Here is a 19607-nt window from a genome sequence, read left to right on the forward strand (position 1 = left end):
ATGAGGTCGGCGGTGCGTCATGCGCACCGCCGCGACCGGGCAAAGGCAGTTCCATCATGACGGCGAAACCGGATTTCCCCTTCTACAATGACCGGCCGATCCCGTTCGAGGGCCGGGACTGGCTGCTGCTGATGGGCGCTCTGGCAGTGGCGCTGGCGGTCCTCACGCTGCTGCCGCTGCGCCACTTCCCGCAAGACATCGTCCCGGCGCTGCTGTTCCTCGTTATCCCGCTTCTGGCGCTGCGCCATGTCGCCGGGCCGCACTGGACGGCGGTGTTCCGCCCGGTGGGCCTTCGCGAGATCGGCCTGATGCTGCTCTTCGGCCTGCTCACATTGGGGGGATCGATCCTCGCGGCGCTGATCCTCTCGCAGTTCTTCACCCTCGGCGGCAATCCGGTCGCCGAAAGTTTCGACGGGATGACCGGCCTTGCGCTGGCAGCCCGGCTGATCCCGACCATCCCGCAGCTCATCGGCGAGGAGCTGTTCGGCATTCTGCCGTTTCTGGCCGTGCTGTGGTTCTGTGTCACCCGGATGCGCCTCTCGCGCCGGGCAGGGATCATTGTCGGGCTTCTGGTATCGGCGCTGGTCTTCGGCGCCGCGCATCTGCCGACCTATGACTGGAACTGGGGGCAGGCGCTGCTCGGAGTGGGATCGGCCCGGATCTTCCTGACCCTGGCCTATGTCGCCACGCGCAATCTCTGGGTCTCGGCGGGGGCGCATGTGCTGAACGATTGGACCGGTTTCATCTTCGCCTTCACCGCGGGCCATGCGCCCATCGGCTCCGACCCCTGACCCGGACGGTTGATCATGGCTCTCTCGCATGATGCTGTCGTTCGTCTCACGACCCTGGGCTGGGCGCTGCTCCTGTGCCTCTTCGCGCTCAGTGCGCCGCTGCTCTGGGCGGCCTCGCCGCTGCTGCTTGCCGGCGTGATCCTCGTCGGAGCGCTGCTCGGCCTGTCGATCCACGCAGCCCGGCGCCTGCCGCGACGCGACGGACGGTCCTCGGGCCGGACGCATGCCTGCCTGATCGGCGCGGGGCTGCTGACCTGCCTTGTCGCGGCTCCGGTCTGGTGGCTGGTGCTGCAACCCGCGCTGCATCCTCTGGCCGTGCCGCGCGTGACGCTGAGCGACGGCCGGCGGCAGGTGGTGTTCCAGGGGATGGTTCATGTCGCCTCGGAGCAGTTCTACCGCTCCGTCGCCTACGATCTGCTCCGGGCGAAAGACGCAGGTTATGTGCTATTCTTCGAAGGCGTCCAGCCCGGCACGCCCGAAGCCGACGCCTGGCTCGACGCGGCCACCCAGTCGAGCGGCGATCTCAACGCGCAATATGCCCGGATCGGCCAGGTCTGCGGGCTCAGCTTCCAGGGCGATTTCCTCGCCTTCGTTCAGCGCGACGAGGCGCTGGATCCGGCGCATCTGGTGACGGCCGATGTCTCGGTGACCGAGATGTATGAGGAATGGCAACGGCTGGTCGCGGCCGACCCGGCCTTGGCCGAGACGCTGCCGGCCGGTGACGGCCATGGCGACGGGATGTTCGACATGTCGTCGCTGCTGCAGGTGGCTGCGGGGCTGAAGGACAGTCAGAAGGACCTGCTGGCGGCCGCCTGCAAGGGCGTCTTCTCCGTCGTCCTCGGTCGGGCCGAGAGTCCGGACGCGCTGAACCGGGTCATCCTCGACTTCCGCAACCGCCGGCTGGCCGAACGTATCGCCGGTTCGGCGGATGCGGACATCTACATCACCTATGGCAGCGCACATTTCCCCGGCCTGTTCCGCGAGCTTCAGGCGCAGGATCCGGCGTGGCGGATCGTGGGCACCGCCTGGACTACCGCCATCCTGCCGCCGGACGATGCGGTGGGCCGGCTGCGGCTCGCCCCGCCCTGAGCGGGGTCACGATCCGATCGTCACCGGGCCGCTCAGCAGAGACAGAGCGAAGACGCCGAAGCAGCAGATCCCGCCGATGACGAGGGCCAGCGCGGTCTGGCCTATGGCCTGACGAAGCCGGGTGTTGCGGTGGATCATGTAACCTCGCGTCAGGGCCACGGAATACCAGCCGAGCCCGAGCAGGAAGATCGAAAGCGACGCCGGCCCTGTCCAGGCAGGCTCGAGAGTTCCCAGCATCAGCGCCAGGTCCAGCGTCAGAACGAAGGGCACCGTCACATAGCATTGCGCATAGAACATCGGGCGCAGCGTCTTGCGGCTGAGGACCTGACCCGAGAGCCGTACATGCTGGATGCCCAGGAGCAGCGGGAACAGACTGAAGGCCACCGCCCGCAGGATCAGGAGGTTGCGCTGATCGGACAAAACGCCCTCGAATGCCGCGTCATTGTGGAAGACGCCGCGCTGCACCATGTGCGCGATCATCAGCGTCAGGAAAAGGAAGATCGGCGGACTGAGCGCTTCGGAAAACTGCTCCTCCGGCGGCCGGGTCAGCTCCTGTTCGGCGTAGGCGATCATCGCCATCGGGTGCCGCAGGCATCGCCACAGCGTCAGCGGGAAAAAGACCAGCCAGGACACCACCTCGTAGAGCAACAGTTCCGCCGAGCGGAGGAGATTCATGAAATCCATGGCGGGCCTATGATGCGGGTCGGCCCATCCTAACGCCCTCAAACGGGGGAAGTCATCCGGCCATCGTCCGCTCGGCTCGGTTCGGTGACGGAGGCAAGACGCGGCCGAGAGGTTGCTCCCCTCCTCTGTCGCCCGCTGACGTACTCGCGGATCAGGCGCAGGCGGCGCATGCTCTCGCCGATGTCGTTGCGCCACTGGTCGCCGCAGTGCATACGGCAACTGAGGCGATGACGATCCCATTCCTCTGCGCTGAAGTGTCAGCTGCTCCATCGCATCACACCGGGCAGCGACTGCTTCGGGGTCACTGTCGGGCAGGAGGCTGCGTGCCTAAAGGTCCGGTAAGGGGCGAAGCGCCTGACGATCCGGGATCGGAGATACGAGGAGCCATGTCCGCTCCCTGCGCGCGCTTCGCGTCGCTCCTCGAGTGGCACGCGGCTGGCCGCTTTCGCCGACCGCCGCGGGTGAAATGCCGCAATCTCACGGGCCGCTCTTCCGCCCGGCGTGACACGTAGAAGCGTGATGGGCCTGCTGATGATGCTATGCTTCCAGCCATCGGCCGAGCCGAGGACGCGGTGGGCGCGGGGGATAGGAGCAGAACCATGTCCACCGAGATCTTGCCTGCCCTCCGCCCCGTCCGCGCGCCTTGGAACAAGGGGCGCATCGTCGGACAGAAGCGGCCGCTTCTGCCGAAACATGTCTGGTCCATCCGCGTCCGGCTCGAGATGGCCGACAACAAGCGGGACCTCGCGCTCTTCAACATGGCCATCGACTGCAAGCTGAGAGGCTGCGATCTTGTCTGCCTGAAGGTCAACGACGTCTACGCCGCTGGCCGCGTCAAGGAGCGTGCCTCGGTGACGCAGAGCAAGACGCGCAAGCCGGTGCGCTTCGAGATCACTGAGGCCACCCGCTTGTCGCTCGATCAGTGGATCAACGACCCCGAGATGATCGGCTGCGAATATCTCTGGCCCAGCCGACTTCATACCAGCCCGCACCTGTCCACGCGCCAGTATGCCCGGATCATGCGTGGATGGGTGCTTTCGATCGGGCTTGAGCCCAGTGCCTATGGCACCCATTCGATGCGCCGGACGAAGGTGGCGCAGATCTACAAGAAGACGGGCAATCTGCGGGCGGTCCAGCTTCTGCTGGGTCACACGAAGATGGACAGCACGGTGCGCTACCTCGGCGTCGATCTAGACGACGCGCTGGCGCTGGCGGAAGGGATCGACCTCTAGCGCGGTCGCGGGACGTGCCGACCAAGAATGTAGTTCCGGGCGAGGGCAACCTTGACATCGAGGGCTAGGTAGCTCAAAGCTACAACATGAAGCAGATCAGCTACACGAAGGCGGCTCTCAGGACATTGCGCCGGATGCCCGCAAACACAGCCGCGCTGATCCGCTCCAAGATCGAGGATTATGCGCAGGACCCTGCATCGCAGGCGAACAACGTGAAATCCTTGAAGGGCCGAGAGGGCATCCGGCTGCGGGTCGGCGACTGGCGAGTGATCATGGACGATCAGGGCAGTGTCCTGGCTGTCCTGGAGATCGGGCCGCGCGGCGGCATCTATGCTGAAAGGACGTGACATGAACGATATGGTGACGATCCCTCGCGAGGAGTACGACCGCCTGCGGGCCGCGGCCGAGGACTTGGCCGATCTGCAAAGCTATGACCGCGCCAAGGCGGCACTGGCGGCGGGCGACGACGAATTGATCCCGGCGGACTTCGCAAACCGCCTGCTGAACGGCGAAAGCCCATTGCGCGTCTATCGCGACCTGCGTGGGCTGACGCAGGCAGTACTGGCCGAGACGGCTGGCGTGAACCGGGTCACCGTGGCCGAGATCGAGACCGGCCGGAAACAGGGCTCCATCGCAACCCTTCGTGCGCTGGCGGGTGCGCTTGGCGTCACACTCGACGATCTGACGGAGTAGGCTCGGCCCTGAGCTGCCCCTCGACCCTCCCGGCGCTGGCCGCCAAAGCGGCCAATTGGGCGCGTTGCAGCGAAGTGACCGGGCAGCCCATAGCGGACGTCGGTATCATTTGTTACACGCCGGATGAGTGCATCAGGAGCGCTGATTTGAAAGCCTTGATTGTTATCGACATGCAAATGGAAATGCAGCACCGCATTGAAGCCGGCCGCGACTGCGTGAATGCGGATGCCCCTTTACGGATCGCGACGCTGGCAGGTGCTTTCCGGCAGAGGGGGCTTCCAGTCATCCACATCCGTCACCGCGACGAGAATCCAGCGTCCCCTCTTCATGCGGATGCGGTAGGGTATCCTCCGATGCCCTGCGCCGATGCTGTTGAAGGGGAAGCTGTTTTCGTGAAGCAAACGTCATCTGCGTTCACTTCGACTGACCTCGCCAGACATTTACATAATGAAGGTATAACACATCTGGTTGTAACGGGGGCGGTTGCCGGGTTCTGTGTGAACAGCACGGTCCGAAACGGTGCTGATCTTGGCTTTGAAACGACGGTCGTCCGGGACGCTGTAATAGGCTTTAACCTGCCAGCCGCCGGGCAGACAGCGCAAGTGATTTTCGACGTAACGATGGCGCATCTCGAAGCTGATTTTGCGCGCCTCGCCGACGCCTCGGCCGTCATGGCCGAGTAACAGGACCGTCCGCTTCGTGCGAACTGCGTCGCTCCCCACGTGGGCCGCGACTGGACGCAATCGCCGATTGCCGCGGCTGCGATGCAGCAACCTCACAGGCCGCTCCCCGCCCTCCTGCGCTATGGCTTCGTCTCCGCTGCGCCGCGCACGACCGGCGGATTCGGGCTGGTAGCGGTCATCATGCATCGAGCCTTCATAGATCTCCCGAGCGCTGTTCGTTGCGGAGGGCCGGCCAAGAGGCGCCGCCCTCTCGGCCTGCGCATGGTCCGGTCTCGCCCACTTTAAGGGTGCGGATCGTGTCCTCCAGCGAGACGCTCGAGTGGCCGGAACCTCGCGTCTGCGGCTTGAAGTGTCCCACGGTCCCGAAAAATGGGACACCCGGCGTTGTTTCGGCAGGATAAAATGCTGGAATGCTAGGCCCGGAGGGACTCGAACCCCCAACCAAGGCGTTATGAGCGCCCTGCTCTGACCATTGAGCTACAGGCCCGGCCGGTTCCGGTTACGGCGAAGCGGGGCAGGGGTCAAGCGCGCTTCGCGTTGCGAAGCGGGAAGGGATCGTCTAGAGGGACCGCAGGCAGCGGCAGGGGTGAAAGATGGCCGAACAGCAGAAGGGTCTGACCTACGCGGACGCAGGGGTGGACATCGACGCCGGCAACGCGCTCGTCGAGCGGATCAAGCCCGCCGCCAAGCGCACGGCGCGCCCGGGCACGGTCTCGGGCCTCGGCGGGTTCGGCGCGCTCTTCGATCTAAAGGCCGCAGGCTATCGGGACCCGGTGCTGGTCGCCGCCACCGACGGGGTGGGCACCAAGCTGCGCATCGCCATCGACACAGGCGAAGTGGACACGATCGGCATCGACCTCGTGGCCATGTGCGTGAACGATCTCGTCTGCCAGGGCGCGGAGCCGCTGTTCTTCCTCGACTATTTCGCCACGGGCAAGCTCGAGGTCGCGCAGGCCGCGCGGATCATCGAGGGGATCGCGGAAGGCTGCGCCGCCTCGGGCTGCGCGCTCATCGGCGGCGAGACCGCCGAAATGCCCGGCATGTATCACAAGGGCGACTTCGACCTCGCGGGCTTCGCCGTGGGCGCGATGGAACGCGGTGCCGACCTGCCGCAGGGGGTCGCACAGGGCGACGTGCTGCTGGGCCTCGGGTCGAACGGGGTCCATTCGAACGGCTATTCCTTCGTGCGCAAGGTGGTCGAGCTTTCGGGGCTCGGCTGGGATGCGCCTTCGCCCTTCGGCGGCGACAGCCTCGGGCGGGCCTTGCTCGCGCCGACGCGCCTCTATGTGAAGCAGGCCCTGGCGGCGGTGCGGGCGGGCGGCGTGCATGCGCTGGCCCATATCACCGGCGGCGGCCTCACCGAGAACCTGCCGCGCGTGCTGCCCGAGGGGCTGGGCGCGCGCATCGACCTCTCCGCCTGGGAGCTGCCGCCGGTGTTCCGCTGGCTGGCCGAGACCGCCTCGATGGCCGAACCCGAGCTGTTGAAGACCTTCAACTGCGGCATCGGCATGATCGTCGTGGTCGCGGCCGACCGCGCCGACGAGATCGCGGCGCTGCTCGCGGCCGAGGGCGAGACGGTCACGCGCATCGGCACGGTGATCGCGGGCGAGGGCGTGAGCTACGACGGCCGCCTTCTGTGAAACGTGTCGCCGTCCTGATTTCGGGCGGAGGCTCGAACATGCTGGCGCTTCTGCGCAGCATGGAGGGCGAGCATCCCGCACGGCCGGTGCTCGTGGCTTCGAACGATCCCGCGGCGGCGGGGCTCGCGCGCGCGGCCGAGCTGGGCGTGCCGGTGGCATCGGTGGATCACCGGCCCTTCCGGGGCGACCGCGCGGCCTTCGAGGCGGCGCTGCTCGAGCCGATCCTTGCGGCCGAGCCGGACATCCTGTGCCTTGCGGGCTTCATGCGGGTACTGACGCCCGCCTTCGTCGCGCGCTTCGAGGGGCGGATGCTGAACATCCATCCCTCGCTCCTGCCGAAATATCAGGGGCTGCACACGCATCAGCGGGCGCTCGAGGCCGGCGATGCCGAGGCCGGCTGCACCGTCCACGAGGTGACGGCCGCGCTCGACGACGGGCCGATCCTCGGGCAGGCGCGGGTGCCGATCCTGCCGGGCGACACGGCGGAAACGCTCGCTGCGCGTGTGCTGGCGCGGGAACATGCGCTCTATCCGGCCGTCCTTCGGCGTTTTGCGGCGGGCGATCGCACGCCGCTGCTGCTGGACTGATCCCAACAGCCCATCGGGCTTTCCTTTTTCCCCGACGCCGCCTATAGCGGAAGGGCGCGGGACGAACCCGCATGAACCCCGAGATGCGGGATCTGGATGCAGACCATCACCACCACCGAGGCGCTGGCCGCCTTCTGCGAGGCCGCCAAGGCCGAACCCTATGTCACGATCGACACGGAATTCCTGCGCGAGCGCACCTACTGGTCCAAGCTCTGCCTGATCCAGATGGCGCTGCCGGGCAAGACCGGCGAGGCGGTGCTGGTGGACCCGATCGAGGGGCCCGACATGTCGCTGGAGCCGCTCTACGATCTCTTCCGCCACGAGGCGACGGTGAAGGTCTTCCATGCCGCCCGGCAGGATCTCGAGATCTTCTTCGTCGAGGGGCGCACCTTCCCCGTGCCGCTCTTCGACACGCAGGTCGCCGCCATGGTCTGCGGCTTCGGCGAGCAGGTGGGCTACGAGACTCTGGTCAAGAAGATTGCGCGCGAGCAGCTCGACAAGACCTCGCGCTTCACCGACTGGTCGCGCCGTCCGCTCAGCGACGCGCAGAAGACCTATGCCATCGCCGACGTGACCCACCTCCGGGTGATCTACGAATGGCTCGCCGCTCAGATCGAGAAGAACGGCCGGCAGAAATGGGTCGAGGAAGAGCTCGCGATCCTCACCGATCCCGAGACCTACACGGTCCGGCCCGAAGAGGCCTGGCTCAGGATCAAGACCCGCACCACCTCGGGGCGCTTCCTCGCCGTGGTGAAGGAGCTCGCCCGTTTCCGCGAGGACTATGCGCAGAAGAACAATGTCCCGCGCTCGCGCGTGATGAAGGACGATGCGCTGCTCGAGATCGCCTCCACGCGGCCCACGAATGCCGACGAGCTGGGCCGCTCGCGGCTTCTGCTGCGCGAGGGGCGGCGGGGCGACATCGCCGACGGTATCCTCGCCGCGGTGAAGGCGGGCCTGGAGGTCAGGAACGAGGATCTGCCGAAGCCCGATCTGTCGCGCGAGCAGCTTCAGGTGAACCCGGCGCTGGCCGATCTCCTGCGGGTGCTGCTCAAGGCCAAATCGGAAAGTCTGGGCGTTGCGGCGCGGCTCATCGCCTCGGCCTCCGAGCTCGATGCCATTGCCGCGGGCGAACGCGACCTGCCCTCGCTCAAGGGCTGGCGGCTCGAGGCCTTCGGCGCCGATGCGCTGCGCCTCTGCCGGGGCGAGATCGCCCTGTCGGCCAAGGGCAACGACGTGCGCGTGGTCAAGCTCTGACGGGTGGCCGGGCGGCCTCGGCCGCCCGGAAACGCCTCAGCGGCGGCTGGTCAGGGCGTTGCCTGCCGAGACCACCGTGATCTGGCGGATCGAGCGCAGCTGGTAGGCCGTCAGATAGGCGCCCACCGTCACCTCGCGCGAGGCCTGCGTGCCGACTGCGGCCCCGTTCGGCGGGGGCAGGGCGCGGAACTCGTAGGTCATCACACCATCCTGCACCGGCCGCGCCACCAGCTCGGCGTTCCAGAAGCCCTGGGTCGGAGGCACGCCCACGGCGCGCACCACGGCACCGCCCCGGTTCGGCTCGACCTCGAGCGAGATCACCTGCGCCATCAGCGGCCGCGCATCGGGCGCCGTGGCCGGCAGATCGGTCGGAGCCAGCGTGGCGGCGGGCGCGGGCTCGGAGCCGCCGAACCAGTTCAGCGGGTTGAGCCGCGAGCCGCAGGCCCCGAGTGCCAGGACCAGCGCAAGCCCCACGAGCAGCGGTCGTCTCATTCCTTCATCCCTCGCATCCTTCTCTGCCCATTGGCTAGCCGATGCGGCGGGCTTTGGAAAGCGCGGGCTGGCAGGGCTGGACCTCGCGGTGCCCAGCGACTACCTGTGACAGCAGGAATGGAGGGCAGGATGGCCACTCAAGCCTTTGAAGAGATCGCCGAGACGTTCGACTTTCTGGACGACTGGGAAGACCGCTATCGCCATGTGATCGAACTGGGCAAGGCGATGCCGCCCCTGGACGAGGCCTTCCGGGTGCCCGCGACCAAGGTCGAGGGCTGCGCGAGCCAGGTCTGGATCCGGCCCGTGATCGAGGGCGAAGGCGGGGCCGCGCGATTCGACTTTCAGGGCGACAGCGACGCGATGATCGTGCGCGGCCTGATCGCCGTGCTTCATGCGCTCTATTCCGGGCTGTCGGTGGCCGAGGTGGGCCGGGTGGATGCGCCGGCCGAACTGGCGCGGCTCGGCCTCGATCAGCATCTGTCGTCGCAGCGCTCGAACGGGCTGCGCGCGATGGTGGAGCGGATCCGCCGTGTCTCGGCAGAGGTCGCGGCGGCCTGAAGGCGGGCCGCCGCCCTCGGCATCAATACTGGCCGACCTTGGTGCAGTCCGGCGCGAAGGCCAGATAGCCCGCGATGGCCTCGAGCCCTTCCTTCGGTGATTCGTAGGACCAGGCCGCGTCTTTCAGCGTGCCGCTGGCGCCGACGATGGAATAGTAGCTCGCCTCGCCCTTGAGCGGGCATGCCGTCACCTTCTCGCTCTTGTCGAACATGACCATCGCCACATCCTCACGCGGGAAGTAGATGACCGGATCGCGGCTGCCCTCGGTCAGTTCGATGGCGTTCAGCGTCTCTCCCAGCACAGCCGAATCCGTCCGGATGACCCATTTGCCCTCGGCCTTGCGCAGGCGGATATGATTGTTCATCTGCATGTCCCTCACGGTGCTGCAATGCAGCAAATCATGCCGCTGCCTCTCCTCCGGAGCAAGAGGTCAAAGAGGCGCAGCCGCCGTTTCGAGCCAGACCCGGGCAGCGGGCGACAGGCGGGAACCGATCTTTTCGAGCACATCCCGGTGGTAGGCGTCGATCCAGTCCCGCTCTGCCGAGGACAGGAGCTGCGGCAGGATCAGGCGGCGGTCGAAGGGCACGAAGGTCAGCGTCTCGAACGCCAGCTGCCGACGGTTGTCGCCCAGGGCAGGGGCCTCCTCGACGACGATAAGGTTTTCCAGCCGGATCCCGAAGGCGCCTTCGCGGTAGTAGCCGGGCTCGTTCGACAGGATCATGCCCGGCTCCAGAGGCACCTCCGAGATGCGGGCGATGCGCTGCGGCCCTTCATGGACCGAGAGGAAGGCGCCGACGCCGTGGCCCGTGCCGTGGTCGTAATCCTGTCCGGCGAGCCAGAGCGGATAGCGGGCGAGCGCATCGAGGTCGCGCCCGGCGAGGCCCTTGGGCCAGCGCGCGCGGCTGATCGCGATCAGCCCCTGCAGGACGCGGGTATAGCAGTCGCGCGCCTCCTGGCCCGGATCGCCCACCGCGACCGTGCGGGTGATGTCGGTGGTGCCGTCGGCATATTGCGCGCCCGAGTCGACGAGCAGCAGCTCGTCCCGCTGAACCGGGCGGTTCGAGCCGTCGGTCACGCGGTAATGCATGATCGCGCCGTTCGGACCCGCGCCGCAGATCGTGTCGAAGCTGATGTCGTGGAGCGCGTTGGTCGCGCGGCGGAAGCCCTCGAGCGCCGTCACCACGTCGATCTCGGTAAGGCCGCCCTTCGGCGCCTCGGCATCGAGCCAGGTCAGGAACTCGACCATGGCCGCCCCGTCGCGCAGATGGGCGTCGCGCATGCCCCCGATCTCGGCCGCAGTCTTGCAGGCCTTGGGCAGACGGCAGGGATCGTCGCCGTCCACCGCCTCCACGCCGGCATCCTGCAGCTCGAGGAGCACGGCCAGCGGCGCCGTCTTGCGGTCGACCTGCACCGGGCCGGTAAGGGTGCGCAGCGCCGGCACGAAGGCCTGCGGCGGGCGCAGCGTCACGCCCGCGCCCAGATGCGCGCGGGTGGCCTCGTCGAACTTCGCGGCCTCGGCAAAGAGGGTCACGCGGGCATCGTCATGCAGCACCGCGAAGGCATGGAGCACCGGATTGCGCGGCACATCCGAGCCGCGGATGTTCAGAAGCCAGCAGATCGAGTCGGGCAGGGTCAGCACGGCCGCCTTGCGGCCGGCCGCGGCGAGCGTCCGGGCCAGACGCTGGCGCTTGGCCTCGCCCGTCTCCCCCGCGAGCGCGTCGGGATGGGCGAAGGCGCGGCCCATCGGCGGCTCGGGCTGATCGGCCCAGAGCCGGTCGAGCGGGTTCTCCACCGGCCTGAGCGTGATGCCGGAGCCCGCCAGCGCCGTTTCGAGCCGCGCGATCTCGTCGGCGGTATGGAGCCAGGGATCGAAGCCGATCACCCCTTGGGAAAGTTTTTCACGCAGCCAGTCGCCCGGCTGGATCTCGGGCCAGGCGACCGGGGTGAAATGGGCCAGATCCACCTGATGCTTCACCTGCACCCGGTAGCGCCCGTCGATGAAGACGCCCGCCACCTCGGGCAGCACGAGGCAGAATCCGGCCGAGCCGGTGAAGCCGGTCAGCCATTGCAGCCGGTCGTCGCGGGCGGCCACATATTCGCCCTGATGCGCGTCCGAGCGCGGCACGAGGAAACCCGTCAACCCCTCGGCGGCCAGTGCCTGCCGCAGGGCGGCAAGCCGCGCCGGCCCCTGAGCCGGGGAGGAAGTCGCATGGAACGTCTGGAACATCAGGCCACCCGCCGTTTGCCGATGCGCTTCTTCGGATCGGCGTCGAAAAGCGATGCCAGCTGCTCGGTCATGGCGCCGGCCAGCTGCTCCACATCGGTGATCGTGACGGCGCGTGCATAGTATCGCGTCACGTCGTGGCCGATGCCGATGGCGATGAGCTCCACCTGCCGCTTGCGCTCGACCATCGCGATCACGTCGCGGAGATGTTTTTCAAGATAGCTCGCCGGGTTCACCGACAGGGTGGAATCGTCCACCGGCGCCCCGTCCGAGATCACCATCAGGATCTTGCGCGTCTCGGCCCGGTTGCTCAGCCGGCGATGCGCCCATTCCAGCGCCTCGCCGTCGATGTTCTCCTTGAGGAGCCCTTCCTTCATCATCAGGCCGAGATTTTCCCGCGCCCGCCGCCAGGGCGCGTCGGCGCCCTTGTAGACGATGTGGCGCAGGTCGTTGAGCCGCCCGGGCTGCTGCGGACGCCCTGCCGCCAGCCATTTCTCGCGGCTCTGCCCGCCCTTCCAGGCGCGCGTGGTGAAGCCCAGGATCTCGACCTTGACCTGGCAGCGCTCCAGTGTGCGCGCGAGCACGTCGGCGCAGATCGCGGCGATCGAGATCGGCCGGCCGCGCATCGAGCCGGAATTGTCCAGCAGCAGCGTCACGCAGGTGTCGCGGAATTCGGTGTCCTTCTCGACCTTGAACGAGAGCGGCGTCGTCGGGTTGGCCACCACCCGCGCGAGGCGCCCGGCGTCGAGGATGCCTTCCTCGCGGTCGAATTCCCAGCTGCGGTTCTGCTGCGCCTGAAGCCGGCGCTGCAGCTTGTTGGCCAGCCGGCTGACGGCGCCCTTCAGCGGCTCGAGCTGCTGGTCGAGGTAGGCCCGCAGGCGCTCGAGCTCGGCCGGCTCGGCCAGATCCTCGGCGCGGATCTCCTCGTCGAAGTCGGTGGCGAAGACGACATAGGCCGGATCGGCCTCGGAGTGGGCCGCGGGGGGCGGGGGCTCGAGCGGTGCCTCGCCTTCGGGCAGCTCCATCTCCTCGCCCTGATCCGAATCGGGCTGGTCGTCCATCGAGACCTGCGCCTCGCTCGGATCTTGCTGCTCCTCCTGGCTGCGCTCGGGCTGCGCCTCGGGCGACTCTTCGGACTCGTCCTCGCCCTGGCTCTGGGACTCGTCCTCGTCGGTCTCCGCGTCCTCGCCCGCCTCGTCCTGCTCGTCGGTATCGGGATCGTCGCCCAGCTGGTCGCCGTAGCCCAGATCCGAGATCACCTTGCGCGCGAGCCGGGCGAAGGCCGCCTGATCGGACAGCACCTCGTCGAGGTTCTGGAGCGTGTCGCCCGCCTGCTGCTCGATGAAGCCGCGCCAGAGTTCCATCACATTGTCGGCGCCGCCGGGCAGGGTGCGGCCCGTCGCCAGATGGCGCACGAGATAGCCCGCCGCCGTTGCGAGCGGCGCATCCGCAGCCTGGGTGATCTGGGCATAGCCCTTCCGCTCGGCCTCGTGGCCGATCCGCGCGTCGATGTTGCCGGCGGTGCCGGGCATGGTGCGCGCGCCCACCGCCTCGCAGCGCGCCGTCTCCATCGCCTCGTAGATCTCGCGTGCCATCTGGCCCTGCGGCAGGTAGCGGGCCGACAGGGCATCGTCGTGGTAGCGGCGGCGCAGCGCGAAGGCATCGGCCGTGCCGCGGGCGAGCATCACCTCGTCGCGCGTCATCCGGCGGCTGACCTGCGGCAGCCGCATCCCCTCGCGGTTCATCCCCGCGGGATCGACCGTGAAGGTGACCGTCATCTCCGGATCGCAGGCGAGCGTCTTCGTCGCCTCGGCGAGGGCCTTCTTGAAGGGATCGGCGGGGTTGTCGCTGGGCTTGCTCATGACTTCAGATAAAGCACCCGGACCGGGCGCGGACAAGGGGAGAGAGAGCCGTCACCGGAAGAGCTTCCAGCGCTCGGCGCGGTCGAGGGCCCGATTGAGCCGGTAGCGATCCATGGCCAGCGCCACGGCCTCGGGGTGGGCGCGTTCGAGATCGGTCAGGCTGCGCATCAGCGCCGCCGCCCGGAGCCGGGTCAGAAGCCCAGTGGCGAGGGCGGCGAGCAGCCCCGCCGCAAGGGCAAGGAGAGCCGAGCCGGCCGCAAGCCAGACCACCGCCCCCACGAAGACCGCCGCCAGAGCGCCGAGGATCCGCCCCTGGCGCCGCAGGGTCTCGAGGGCCCCGTGAAGCTCGGCGAGACGTGCGGCGACGGCGGCCTGATCCATCTCAGCAATAGAGCTTGTAGCGTCCGGCGCGTTCGGTCGCCATCACCATGCGGTAGCGTTCGAGCGCGGCCGGATAGAGATCGGGATGCTCGACCGCGAGGCGCGCCTGCCGCCGCCGGGCCGAGACGAGCGAGAGGCCCGCACTGGCCGCTCCGAACGCCGCCCCCGCGAGGGCCAAGGCAAGCGCGGTGCCTGCGCCGCCGAAGAGGAGGAGACCCAGGCCCGCGCCGGCCAGAGCCAGCACGGGGACAAGCGTCAGGATCTGGCGCCTTGCCCGCGCCCGCGCCGCCTCGCAGGCGGCGATGCGCTCGGCCAGCGCCGCGACCGTCATTTCATCGCCGTGGAGGCGGCGCTTTCCGGCAGTTCCTCGTTGAAGCAGCGCTGGTAGAACTCGGCCACGGTCTGCCGCTCGAGTTCGTCGCACTTGTTGAGGAAGGTGAGCCGGAAGGCATAGCCCACGTTGCGGAAGATCTCGGCGTTCTGCGCCCAGGAGATCACGGTCCGCGGGCTCATCACCGTCGAGAGGTCGCCGTTCATGAAGGCGGTGCGGGTGAGATCCGCGACCGTCACCATCTGGCTGATCTGCTTGCGGCCCTTCTCGGTGTTGTAATGCGGGTTCTTCGACAGGACGATGGCCACCTCGGCATCGTGGCTGAGGTAGTTCAGCGTGGCCACCAGCGACCAGCGGTCCATCTGGCCCTGGTTGATCTGCTGGGTGCCGTGGTAGAGGCCCGTCGTGTCGCCCAAGCCCACCGTGTTCGCGGTCGCGAACAGCCGGAAGCACGGGTGGGGGGTGATTACCTCGTTCTGGTCGAGCAGCGTGAGCTTGCCGTCGGTCTCGAGCACGCGCTGGATCACGAACATCACGTCGGCGCGGCCCGCGTCATATTCGTCGAAGACGATGGCGCAGGGGTTGCGCAGCGCCCAGGGCAGGATGCCTTCCTGGAAGGTCGTGACCTGCTTGCCGTCCACGAGCTTGATCGCGTCCTTGCCGATCAGGTCGATCCGGCTGACGTGGCTGTCGAGGTTCACCCGCACGCAGGGCCAGTTCAGACGGCTCGCCACCTGTTCGATATGGGTGGATTTCCCGGTGCCGTGATAGCCCTGGATCATGACGCGGCGGTTGTAGGCGAAGCCTGCGAGGATGGCGAGCGTCGTGTCGGCATCGAACTTGTAGGTGGGGTCGATGTCCGGCACCCGATCGGTGCGCTCGGCAAAGCCCTTCACCTTCATGTCGGTGTCGATGCCGAAGGTTTCGCGAACGGAAATTTCCTCGGTTGGTTTCACAGTCATGTCCAGCATTCCGTCCGCCTTGTTGCCGCATCGGACGCCCTCGCGGGCGCCCGGCCTTTGATGAAACATATCGGGCAGGGCTGCAAGGGAAAGGGCGAAAAGCCGCGTTGACCTTCTTGCAGACGCCCCCCCGGTCGCGCCATCGCGTCGCCCGAAGGCAGGGGGCGGATGCTGCGCAGTCGAACGCTGCGTGCCGACCCTGACCGGGGCGCGGCCGGCGCGGCGCGACCTTCGTCAGTCGCGGAAGTACCGGCTGTCCTTGATCTGGTCCCAGGCCCAGACCACTTCCTGCAGCCGTTCCTCGTCGGCGCGGTTGCCGCCGTTCATGTCCGGGTGCAGGTCCTTGACGAGGCTCTTGTACTGCTTGCGGATCTCGAGCTTCGTCCAGGTGTCGCGCGCATCGAGGATCTCGAGCGCCTTGCGCTCGGTCGGCGGCAGCTTGCGCGTGGCAGTGGTGGCGACCTTGCCGGGGTTCTGCGTGGCCTTTTCGCCGAGGATCTCCATCGGGTCGTCGACGCCCAGCCGCGACCAGACGCGGCCCTCGTCGGGACGTTTGGCGAAGGGCTGGGTCTCGCGGCCCCAGAGCCGGTCCTTCTCCATGATGCGCTTGATCTCGTCTTCGCCCGATCCCTGGAAGAAGTTCCATTTCAGGTTGTATTCGCGGACGTGATCCTTGCAGAACCAGAAGAACTCGTCGAGCAGGTCCGGCGATTTCGGAGCCCGGTAGATGCCCGCCTCGGAACAGTCCGGATATTCGCACTGACGGTTGGACGTCTCGAAGGCGCCCGACATGCCCCGGCGGCCGGTCTTGCGCCGCTTCTTGTCCGAGGAGACCCGGATGTCGAATTCGAAGGGGGGGCGGTTCGTCATCTCATCATGCCTTTCCGACTCGGAGGCGTGAGTTTAGGGGTTTGTGCGCGGGATTGAAGAGGGGAAGGCACGGGATGGGCGTGGTCGAGGAAATTCGTGATCGGCTGGAGGCGGCCTTCGCCCCGGAAGAGCTTGAGGGGATGGACGAAAGCGAGCAGCACCGCGGCCACGGCGGCTGGCGCGAGGGCGGCGAGACGCACTTTCGTGTGAGGATGCGCGCGGGTGCGATGGCCGCGAAAACCCGGCTCGAGCGGCATCGGGCGGTGAATGCGGCGCTCGGGAAGGATCTGATCGGGCGCATTCACGCGCTGGCGCTGGATGTGGACGGCTGAGGCCCCGCCGGACTGTCCGGCGGCCCGCGAGGGGCCGCCGTCAGATGGATATTTGAGCCAGAGTGAAGGAGCGGGGCGCGCCCGCGCGGTCAGGCGCGACTGACCTGGGGCGTGCGGTCGGCCTTCACCTGCAGGCGCCGGGCATGGAGCACCGGCTCGGGATATCCCGAGGGCTGCTCGCGGCCCTTGAAGACGAGATCGCAGGCCGCCTGGAAGGCCGCGCCGTCGAAGCCGGGCGCCATGGGCCGGTAGGCCGGATCCCCGGCGTTCTGCGCATCCACCACCGCGGCCATCTTCTTCAGCGCGGCCATGACCTGTTCTTCCGACACGACGCCGTGGTGCAGCCAGTTCACCAGCGCCTGGCTGGAGATCCGGCAGGTGGCGCGGTCCTCCATCAGGCCCACGTCGTTGATGTCGGGCACCTTCGAGCAGCCGACGCCCTGATCCACCCAGCGCACCACATAGCCGAGGATGCCCTGGGCATTGTTCTCGATCTCCTGGCGCAGCTCGGCCTCGGACCAGTTCGCCCCCTCGGCCAACGGCAGCGTCAGCAGGTCCTCGAGGCTGCCGCGCGGTCCGCCCGCCGCGATCTCCTCCTGGCGCGCCGCCACGTCCACCTGATGATAATGGGTGGCATGCAGGGTCGCGGCGGTGGGCGAGGGGACCCAGGCGCAGCTCGCTCCGGCCTTGGGGTGGCCGATCTTGGCGGCCAGCATCTCGGCCATCCGGTCCGGCATCGCCCACATGCCCTTGCCGATCTGCGCGCGCCCCCGCAGCCCGCAGGCCAGACCGATGTCCACGTTGCGATCCTCGTAGGAGGCGATCCAGCGCGAGGCCTTCATGTCGCCCTTCTTCACCATCGGGCCGGCCTCCATGCCGGTGAAGATCTCATCGCCCGTCCGGTCGAGGAAGCCCGTGTTGATGAAGGCCACCCGGTGCTTCGCGGCCCGGATGCATTCCTTCAGATTGACCGAGGTGCGCCGCTCCTCGTCCATGATGCCGAGCTTCACCGTGTAGCGCGGCAGGCTAAGGACCTCCTCCACACGGGTGAAGAGCTCGTCCGCGAAGGCCACCTCGTCCGGCCCGTGCATCTTGGGCTTCACCACATAGACCGAGCCTGCGACCGAGTTCCGGATGCCATCGGACTTGGCCAGATCGTGCAGGGCGCAGAGGGTGGTGGCGAAGGCATCGAGCATCCCCTCGAAGATCTCGGCGCCGGTCTCGTCGAGCACGGCAGGCGTGGTCATCAGATGGCCCACGTTGCGCACGAGCATCAGCGCGCGGCCCTTCAGGGTAACGGTCCCGCCCTCCGGCGCGGTGAAGGCGAGGTCGGGGGCGAGTTCGCGCACGAACATCCGCCCGCCCTTCGAGATGGCCTCGCGCAGGTCGCCGCGCATCAGCCCCAGCCAGTTGGCGTAGGCCAGCGCCTTGTCCTCGCCATCCACCGCGGCGACGGAATCCTCGCAATCCATGATGGCCGACAGCGCGGCCTCCATGCGGATGTCGGCGACGCCCGCCCGGTCGGTGGCGCCGATCCGGTGCTTGCGATCGATGTCGAGGATGAGATGCAGCCCGTGGTTCTTCAGGAGGATCGCCGTCGGCGCCTCCGCAGGCCCCGCATGGCCGGCAAATTGCGCGGGATCCGCCAGTGCAGGCACCAGCGCGCCGCCCTCGACCCGGTAGCCCTCGACATCGGCATGGCTGCCCAGGGCCAGCGGGGCGGTCTTGTCCAGGAACCGGCGCCCCCAGGCGATGACCCGCGCGCCCCGCGCAGGATCGAACTCCGCACCCTCCGGCAGATCGCCCAGAGCATCGGTGCCGTAGAGCGCGTCATAGAGCGAGCCCCAGCGCGCGTTGGCCGCGTTCAGCGCATAGCGCGCATTCATCACCGGCACCACCAGTTGCGGCCCCGCCACCTCGGCGATCTCGGGATCGACATGAGCGGTTTCGATGGTGAAGTCGGGCCCTTCCGGCAGCAGGTAGCCGATCTCGCGCAGGAAGGCTGTGTAGTCGTCGAGGGTCGGGCGCTCGCTGCGGCGGGCGCGGTGCCAGTCGTCGATGGCGGCCTGCAGCTCGGCGCGACGGTCGAGAAGGGCGCGGTTCCGCGGCCCGAGAGTGCGCACGGTGTCGGCGAGGCCCCCCCAGAAGGTTTCCTCGCTGATACCGGTGCCCGGCAGCGCCTCGCGGGCCACGAACTCGGCCAGACGCACATCCACCTGCAACCCCTGCTTCTCGATCCGATCGGTCAAGACCCCACTCCCGCTGATGACATTCTGTCGCAGCAATAGGGGCAAACCGGGCCGCATTCAACCATCTGGTCATGAAACATGACCAATCTGCCGGAGCGGTCAGAGGTCGAGACAGAGTTGCTGCGCGGGAGCCGAGGCCCGCCGCCGGGGCGCCGCACCTTCCATGACCTCCGTGAATGCGGAAGGGCGCCGGGCAGGTGGCCGCCCCGCCGCGCGGGCTGCCGAAGGATCGACCAGCGGTTCGGGATAGCGCCGCCCGAGCAGGCCCCTCGCGCCCTCCCAGCGCCACGGCGCCTGAAGAACCCGGTCCGGCACCTCCGCCAGCTCGGGCAGCCAGCGGCGCGTGAAGGCGCCCTCGGGATCGAGCGCGCCTGCCAGCCTCTCGGGATCGACCGGACGCCCGAGCGCAACGCGGCGCATCTGCGCCCAGTGAATGGGCGCCGAGTGATCGGTGAGCCCGGCCGCCAAGGCCGCGCCCGCGGCCTGCTCCGACAGGCCCAGGTGATGCAGCGCCACCGAGGCGAGCATCCCGCGGAGCCGCGCGGGCAGCCAGCCCGAGGCCGCCATCGCGCGCAACGCCGCATCGACGAAGGGCAGGCCGGTCTCTCCGGCGTGGAGCGCGGCCAGGCGCATCCTGAGCGTGTCCGGTCTCCCATTCATTCTGGTCCAAATATCCTCGGGGGGAGCCGCCCC

General features: G+C 68.0%; 22 protein-coding genes and 1 tRNA gene. 11 read left to right on the forward strand and 12 right to left on the reverse strand.

Going from position 1 to position 19607, the window contains the following annotated elements; genetic code table 11:
- Window positions 1-56: 56 nt before the first annotated feature.
- The gene (locus A9O63_RS05600) at window positions 57-791 is read left to right on the forward strand and encodes a CPBP family intramembrane glutamic endopeptidase (RefSeq protein ID WP_069331042.1); all 735 of its coding nucleotides are present in this window, start codon (window positions 57-59) and stop codon (window positions 789-791) included.
- A 15-nt stretch (window positions 792-806) separates the two neighbouring features.
- The gene (locus A9O63_RS23295; protein ID WP_235836934.1) at window positions 807-1880 is read left to right on the forward strand and encodes a hypothetical protein; all 1074 of its coding nucleotides are present in this window, start codon (window positions 807-809) and stop codon (window positions 1878-1880) included.
- A 6-nt stretch (window positions 1881-1886) separates the two neighbouring features.
- Here A9O63_RS23295 and A9O63_RS05610 read toward each other — a convergent pair whose 3' ends face one another.
- Window positions 1887-2528, reverse strand: coding sequence for an MFS transporter permease (locus A9O63_RS05610; protein ID WP_235836935.1), 642 nt, complete (start codon window positions 2526-2528; stop codon window positions 1887-1889).
- Window positions 2529-3163: 635 nt separating this feature from the next.
- Between A9O63_RS05610 and A9O63_RS05615 the strand changes: the two genes are divergently transcribed.
- From A9O63_RS05615 to A9O63_RS21855, 4 genes are all read left to right on the forward strand, one after another.
- Window positions 3164-3796, forward strand: coding sequence for a tyrosine-type recombinase/integrase (locus A9O63_RS05615; RefSeq protein ID WP_069331044.1), 633 nt, complete (start codon window positions 3164-3166; stop codon window positions 3794-3796).
- An 86-nt stretch (window positions 3797-3882) separates the two neighbouring features.
- On the forward strand, window positions 3883-4143 hold the full coding sequence (locus tag A9O63_RS05620) for a type II toxin-antitoxin system RelE family toxin (protein WP_069331045.1): 261 nt from the start codon (window positions 3883-3885) through the stop codon (window positions 4141-4143).
- Window position 4144: 1 nt separating this feature from the next.
- A complete protein-coding gene (locus A9O63_RS05625) occupies window positions 4145-4489 on the forward strand; it encodes a helix-turn-helix transcriptional regulator (protein WP_084295641.1) in 345 nt (114 codons plus the stop codon).
- Between the two features lie 146 nt (window positions 4490-4635).
- The gene (locus A9O63_RS21855; RefSeq protein ID WP_084295643.1) at window positions 4636-5172 is read left to right on the forward strand and encodes an isochorismatase family protein; all 537 of its coding nucleotides are present in this window, start codon (window positions 4636-4638) and stop codon (window positions 5170-5172) included.
- 414 nt (window positions 5173-5586) lie between these two features.
- Here A9O63_RS21855 and A9O63_RS05630 read toward each other — a convergent pair.
- Window positions 5587-5659: transfer RNA gene (locus A9O63_RS05630), tRNA-Ile, on the reverse strand.
- A gap of 106 nt (window positions 5660-5765) precedes the next feature.
- Here A9O63_RS05630 and purM point away from each other — a divergent pair.
- The 3 genes from purM to rnd all read left to right on the forward strand — a co-directional run bounded on the left by purM (window position 5766) and on the right by rnd (window position 8653).
- Window positions 5766-6812 (forward strand): phosphoribosylformylglycinamidine cyclo-ligase, encoded by a 1047-nt coding sequence (gene purM / locus A9O63_RS05635; RefSeq protein ID WP_069331047.1) that lies wholly within the window; start codon window positions 5766-5768, stop codon window positions 6810-6812.
- Complete coding sequence (purN, locus tag A9O63_RS05640; RefSeq protein ID WP_069331048.1) at window positions 6809-7399, forward strand: phosphoribosylglycinamide formyltransferase; 591 nt, start codon at window positions 6809-6811, stop codon at window positions 7397-7399. The genes purM and purN overlap by 4 nt, the downstream gene beginning before the upstream one ends.
- A gap of 96 nt (window positions 7400-7495) precedes the next feature.
- On the forward strand, window positions 7496-8653 hold the full coding sequence (gene rnd / locus A9O63_RS05645) for a ribonuclease D (RefSeq protein ID WP_069331049.1): 1158 nt from the start codon (window positions 7496-7498) through the stop codon (window positions 8651-8653).
- 36 nt (window positions 8654-8689) lie between these two features.
- Here the strand turns inward: rnd and A9O63_RS05650 are convergent, their stop codons facing one another.
- Window positions 8690-9145: a hypothetical protein gene (locus A9O63_RS05650; RefSeq protein ID WP_069331050.1), complete on the reverse strand. Its 456-nt coding sequence runs from the start codon at window positions 9143-9145 to the stop codon at window positions 8690-8692.
- Between the two features lie 129 nt (window positions 9146-9274).
- On the opposite strand from A9O63_RS05650, the gene A9O63_RS05655 reads away from it, so the two are divergent.
- Window positions 9275-9703, forward strand: a complete 429-nt coding sequence (locus A9O63_RS05655; RefSeq protein ID WP_069331058.1) for a SufE family protein — start codon at window positions 9275-9277, stop codon at window positions 9701-9703.
- 22 nt (window positions 9704-9725) lie between these two features.
- On the opposite strand, the gene A9O63_RS05660 is transcribed toward A9O63_RS05655, so the two are convergent.
- The 7 genes from A9O63_RS05660 to A9O63_RS05690 form a co-directional block, all read right to left on the reverse strand.
- Window positions 9726-10073: a DUF427 domain-containing protein gene (locus A9O63_RS05660; RefSeq protein ID WP_002719125.1), complete on the reverse strand. Its 348-nt coding sequence runs from the start codon at window positions 10071-10073 to the stop codon at window positions 9726-9728.
- 60 nt (window positions 10074-10133) lie between these two features.
- Window positions 10134-11930 (reverse strand): aminopeptidase P family protein, encoded by a 1797-nt coding sequence (locus tag A9O63_RS05665; RefSeq protein WP_069331051.1) that lies wholly within the window; start codon window positions 11928-11930, stop codon window positions 10134-10136.
- Entirely contained in the window at window positions 11930-13789 is a 1860-nt protein-coding gene (cobT, locus tag A9O63_RS05670) for a cobaltochelatase subunit CobT (RefSeq protein WP_069331052.1), read from the reverse strand. Before cobT ends, A9O63_RS05665 begins: the two co-directional genes overlap by 1 nt.
- 51 nt (window positions 13790-13840) lie before the next feature.
- Complete coding sequence (locus tag A9O63_RS05675) at window positions 13841-14170, reverse strand: hypothetical protein (RefSeq protein ID WP_069331053.1); 330 nt, start codon at window positions 14168-14170, stop codon at window positions 13841-13843.
- A gap of 1 nt (window position 14171) precedes the next feature.
- Window positions 14172-14501, reverse strand: coding sequence for a hypothetical protein (locus tag A9O63_RS05680; RefSeq protein WP_069331054.1), 330 nt, complete (start codon window positions 14499-14501; stop codon window positions 14172-14174).
- The gene (gene cobS, locus A9O63_RS05685; RefSeq protein WP_069331055.1) at window positions 14498-15532 is read right to left on the reverse strand and encodes a cobaltochelatase subunit CobS; all 1035 of its coding nucleotides are present in this window, start codon (window positions 15530-15532) and stop codon (window positions 14498-14500) included. Before cobS ends, A9O63_RS05680 begins: the two co-directional genes overlap by 4 nt.
- 165 nt (window positions 15533-15697) lie before the next feature.
- On the reverse strand, window positions 15698-16333 hold the full coding sequence (locus tag A9O63_RS05690) for a J domain-containing protein (protein WP_011337129.1): 636 nt from the start codon (window positions 16331-16333) through the stop codon (window positions 15698-15700).
- Window positions 16334-16407: 74 nt separating this feature from the next.
- On the opposite strand from A9O63_RS05690, the gene A9O63_RS05695 reads away from it, so the two are divergent.
- Entirely contained in the window at window positions 16408-16665 is a 258-nt protein-coding gene (locus tag A9O63_RS05695) for a BolA family protein (protein ID WP_069331056.1), read from the forward strand.
- A gap of 89 nt (window positions 16666-16754) precedes the next feature.
- On the opposite strand, the gene A9O63_RS05700 is transcribed toward A9O63_RS05695, so the two are convergent.
- A complete protein-coding gene (locus tag A9O63_RS05700; protein WP_069331057.1) occupies window positions 16755-18914 on the reverse strand; it encodes a malate synthase G in 2160 nt (719 codons plus the stop codon).
- A 99-nt stretch (window positions 18915-19013) separates the two neighbouring features.
- On the reverse strand, window positions 19014-19574 hold the full coding sequence (locus A9O63_RS05705; RefSeq protein ID WP_235836936.1) for an FAD-binding domain-containing protein: 561 nt from the start codon (window positions 19572-19574) through the stop codon (window positions 19014-19016).
- Between the last annotated feature and the right edge of the window lie 33 nt (window positions 19575-19607).

This window comes from Cereibacter johrii, assembly GCF_001720585.1.
Lineage (GTDB): Bacteria > Pseudomonadota > Alphaproteobacteria > Rhodobacterales > Rhodobacteraceae > Cereibacter_A > Cereibacter_A johrii.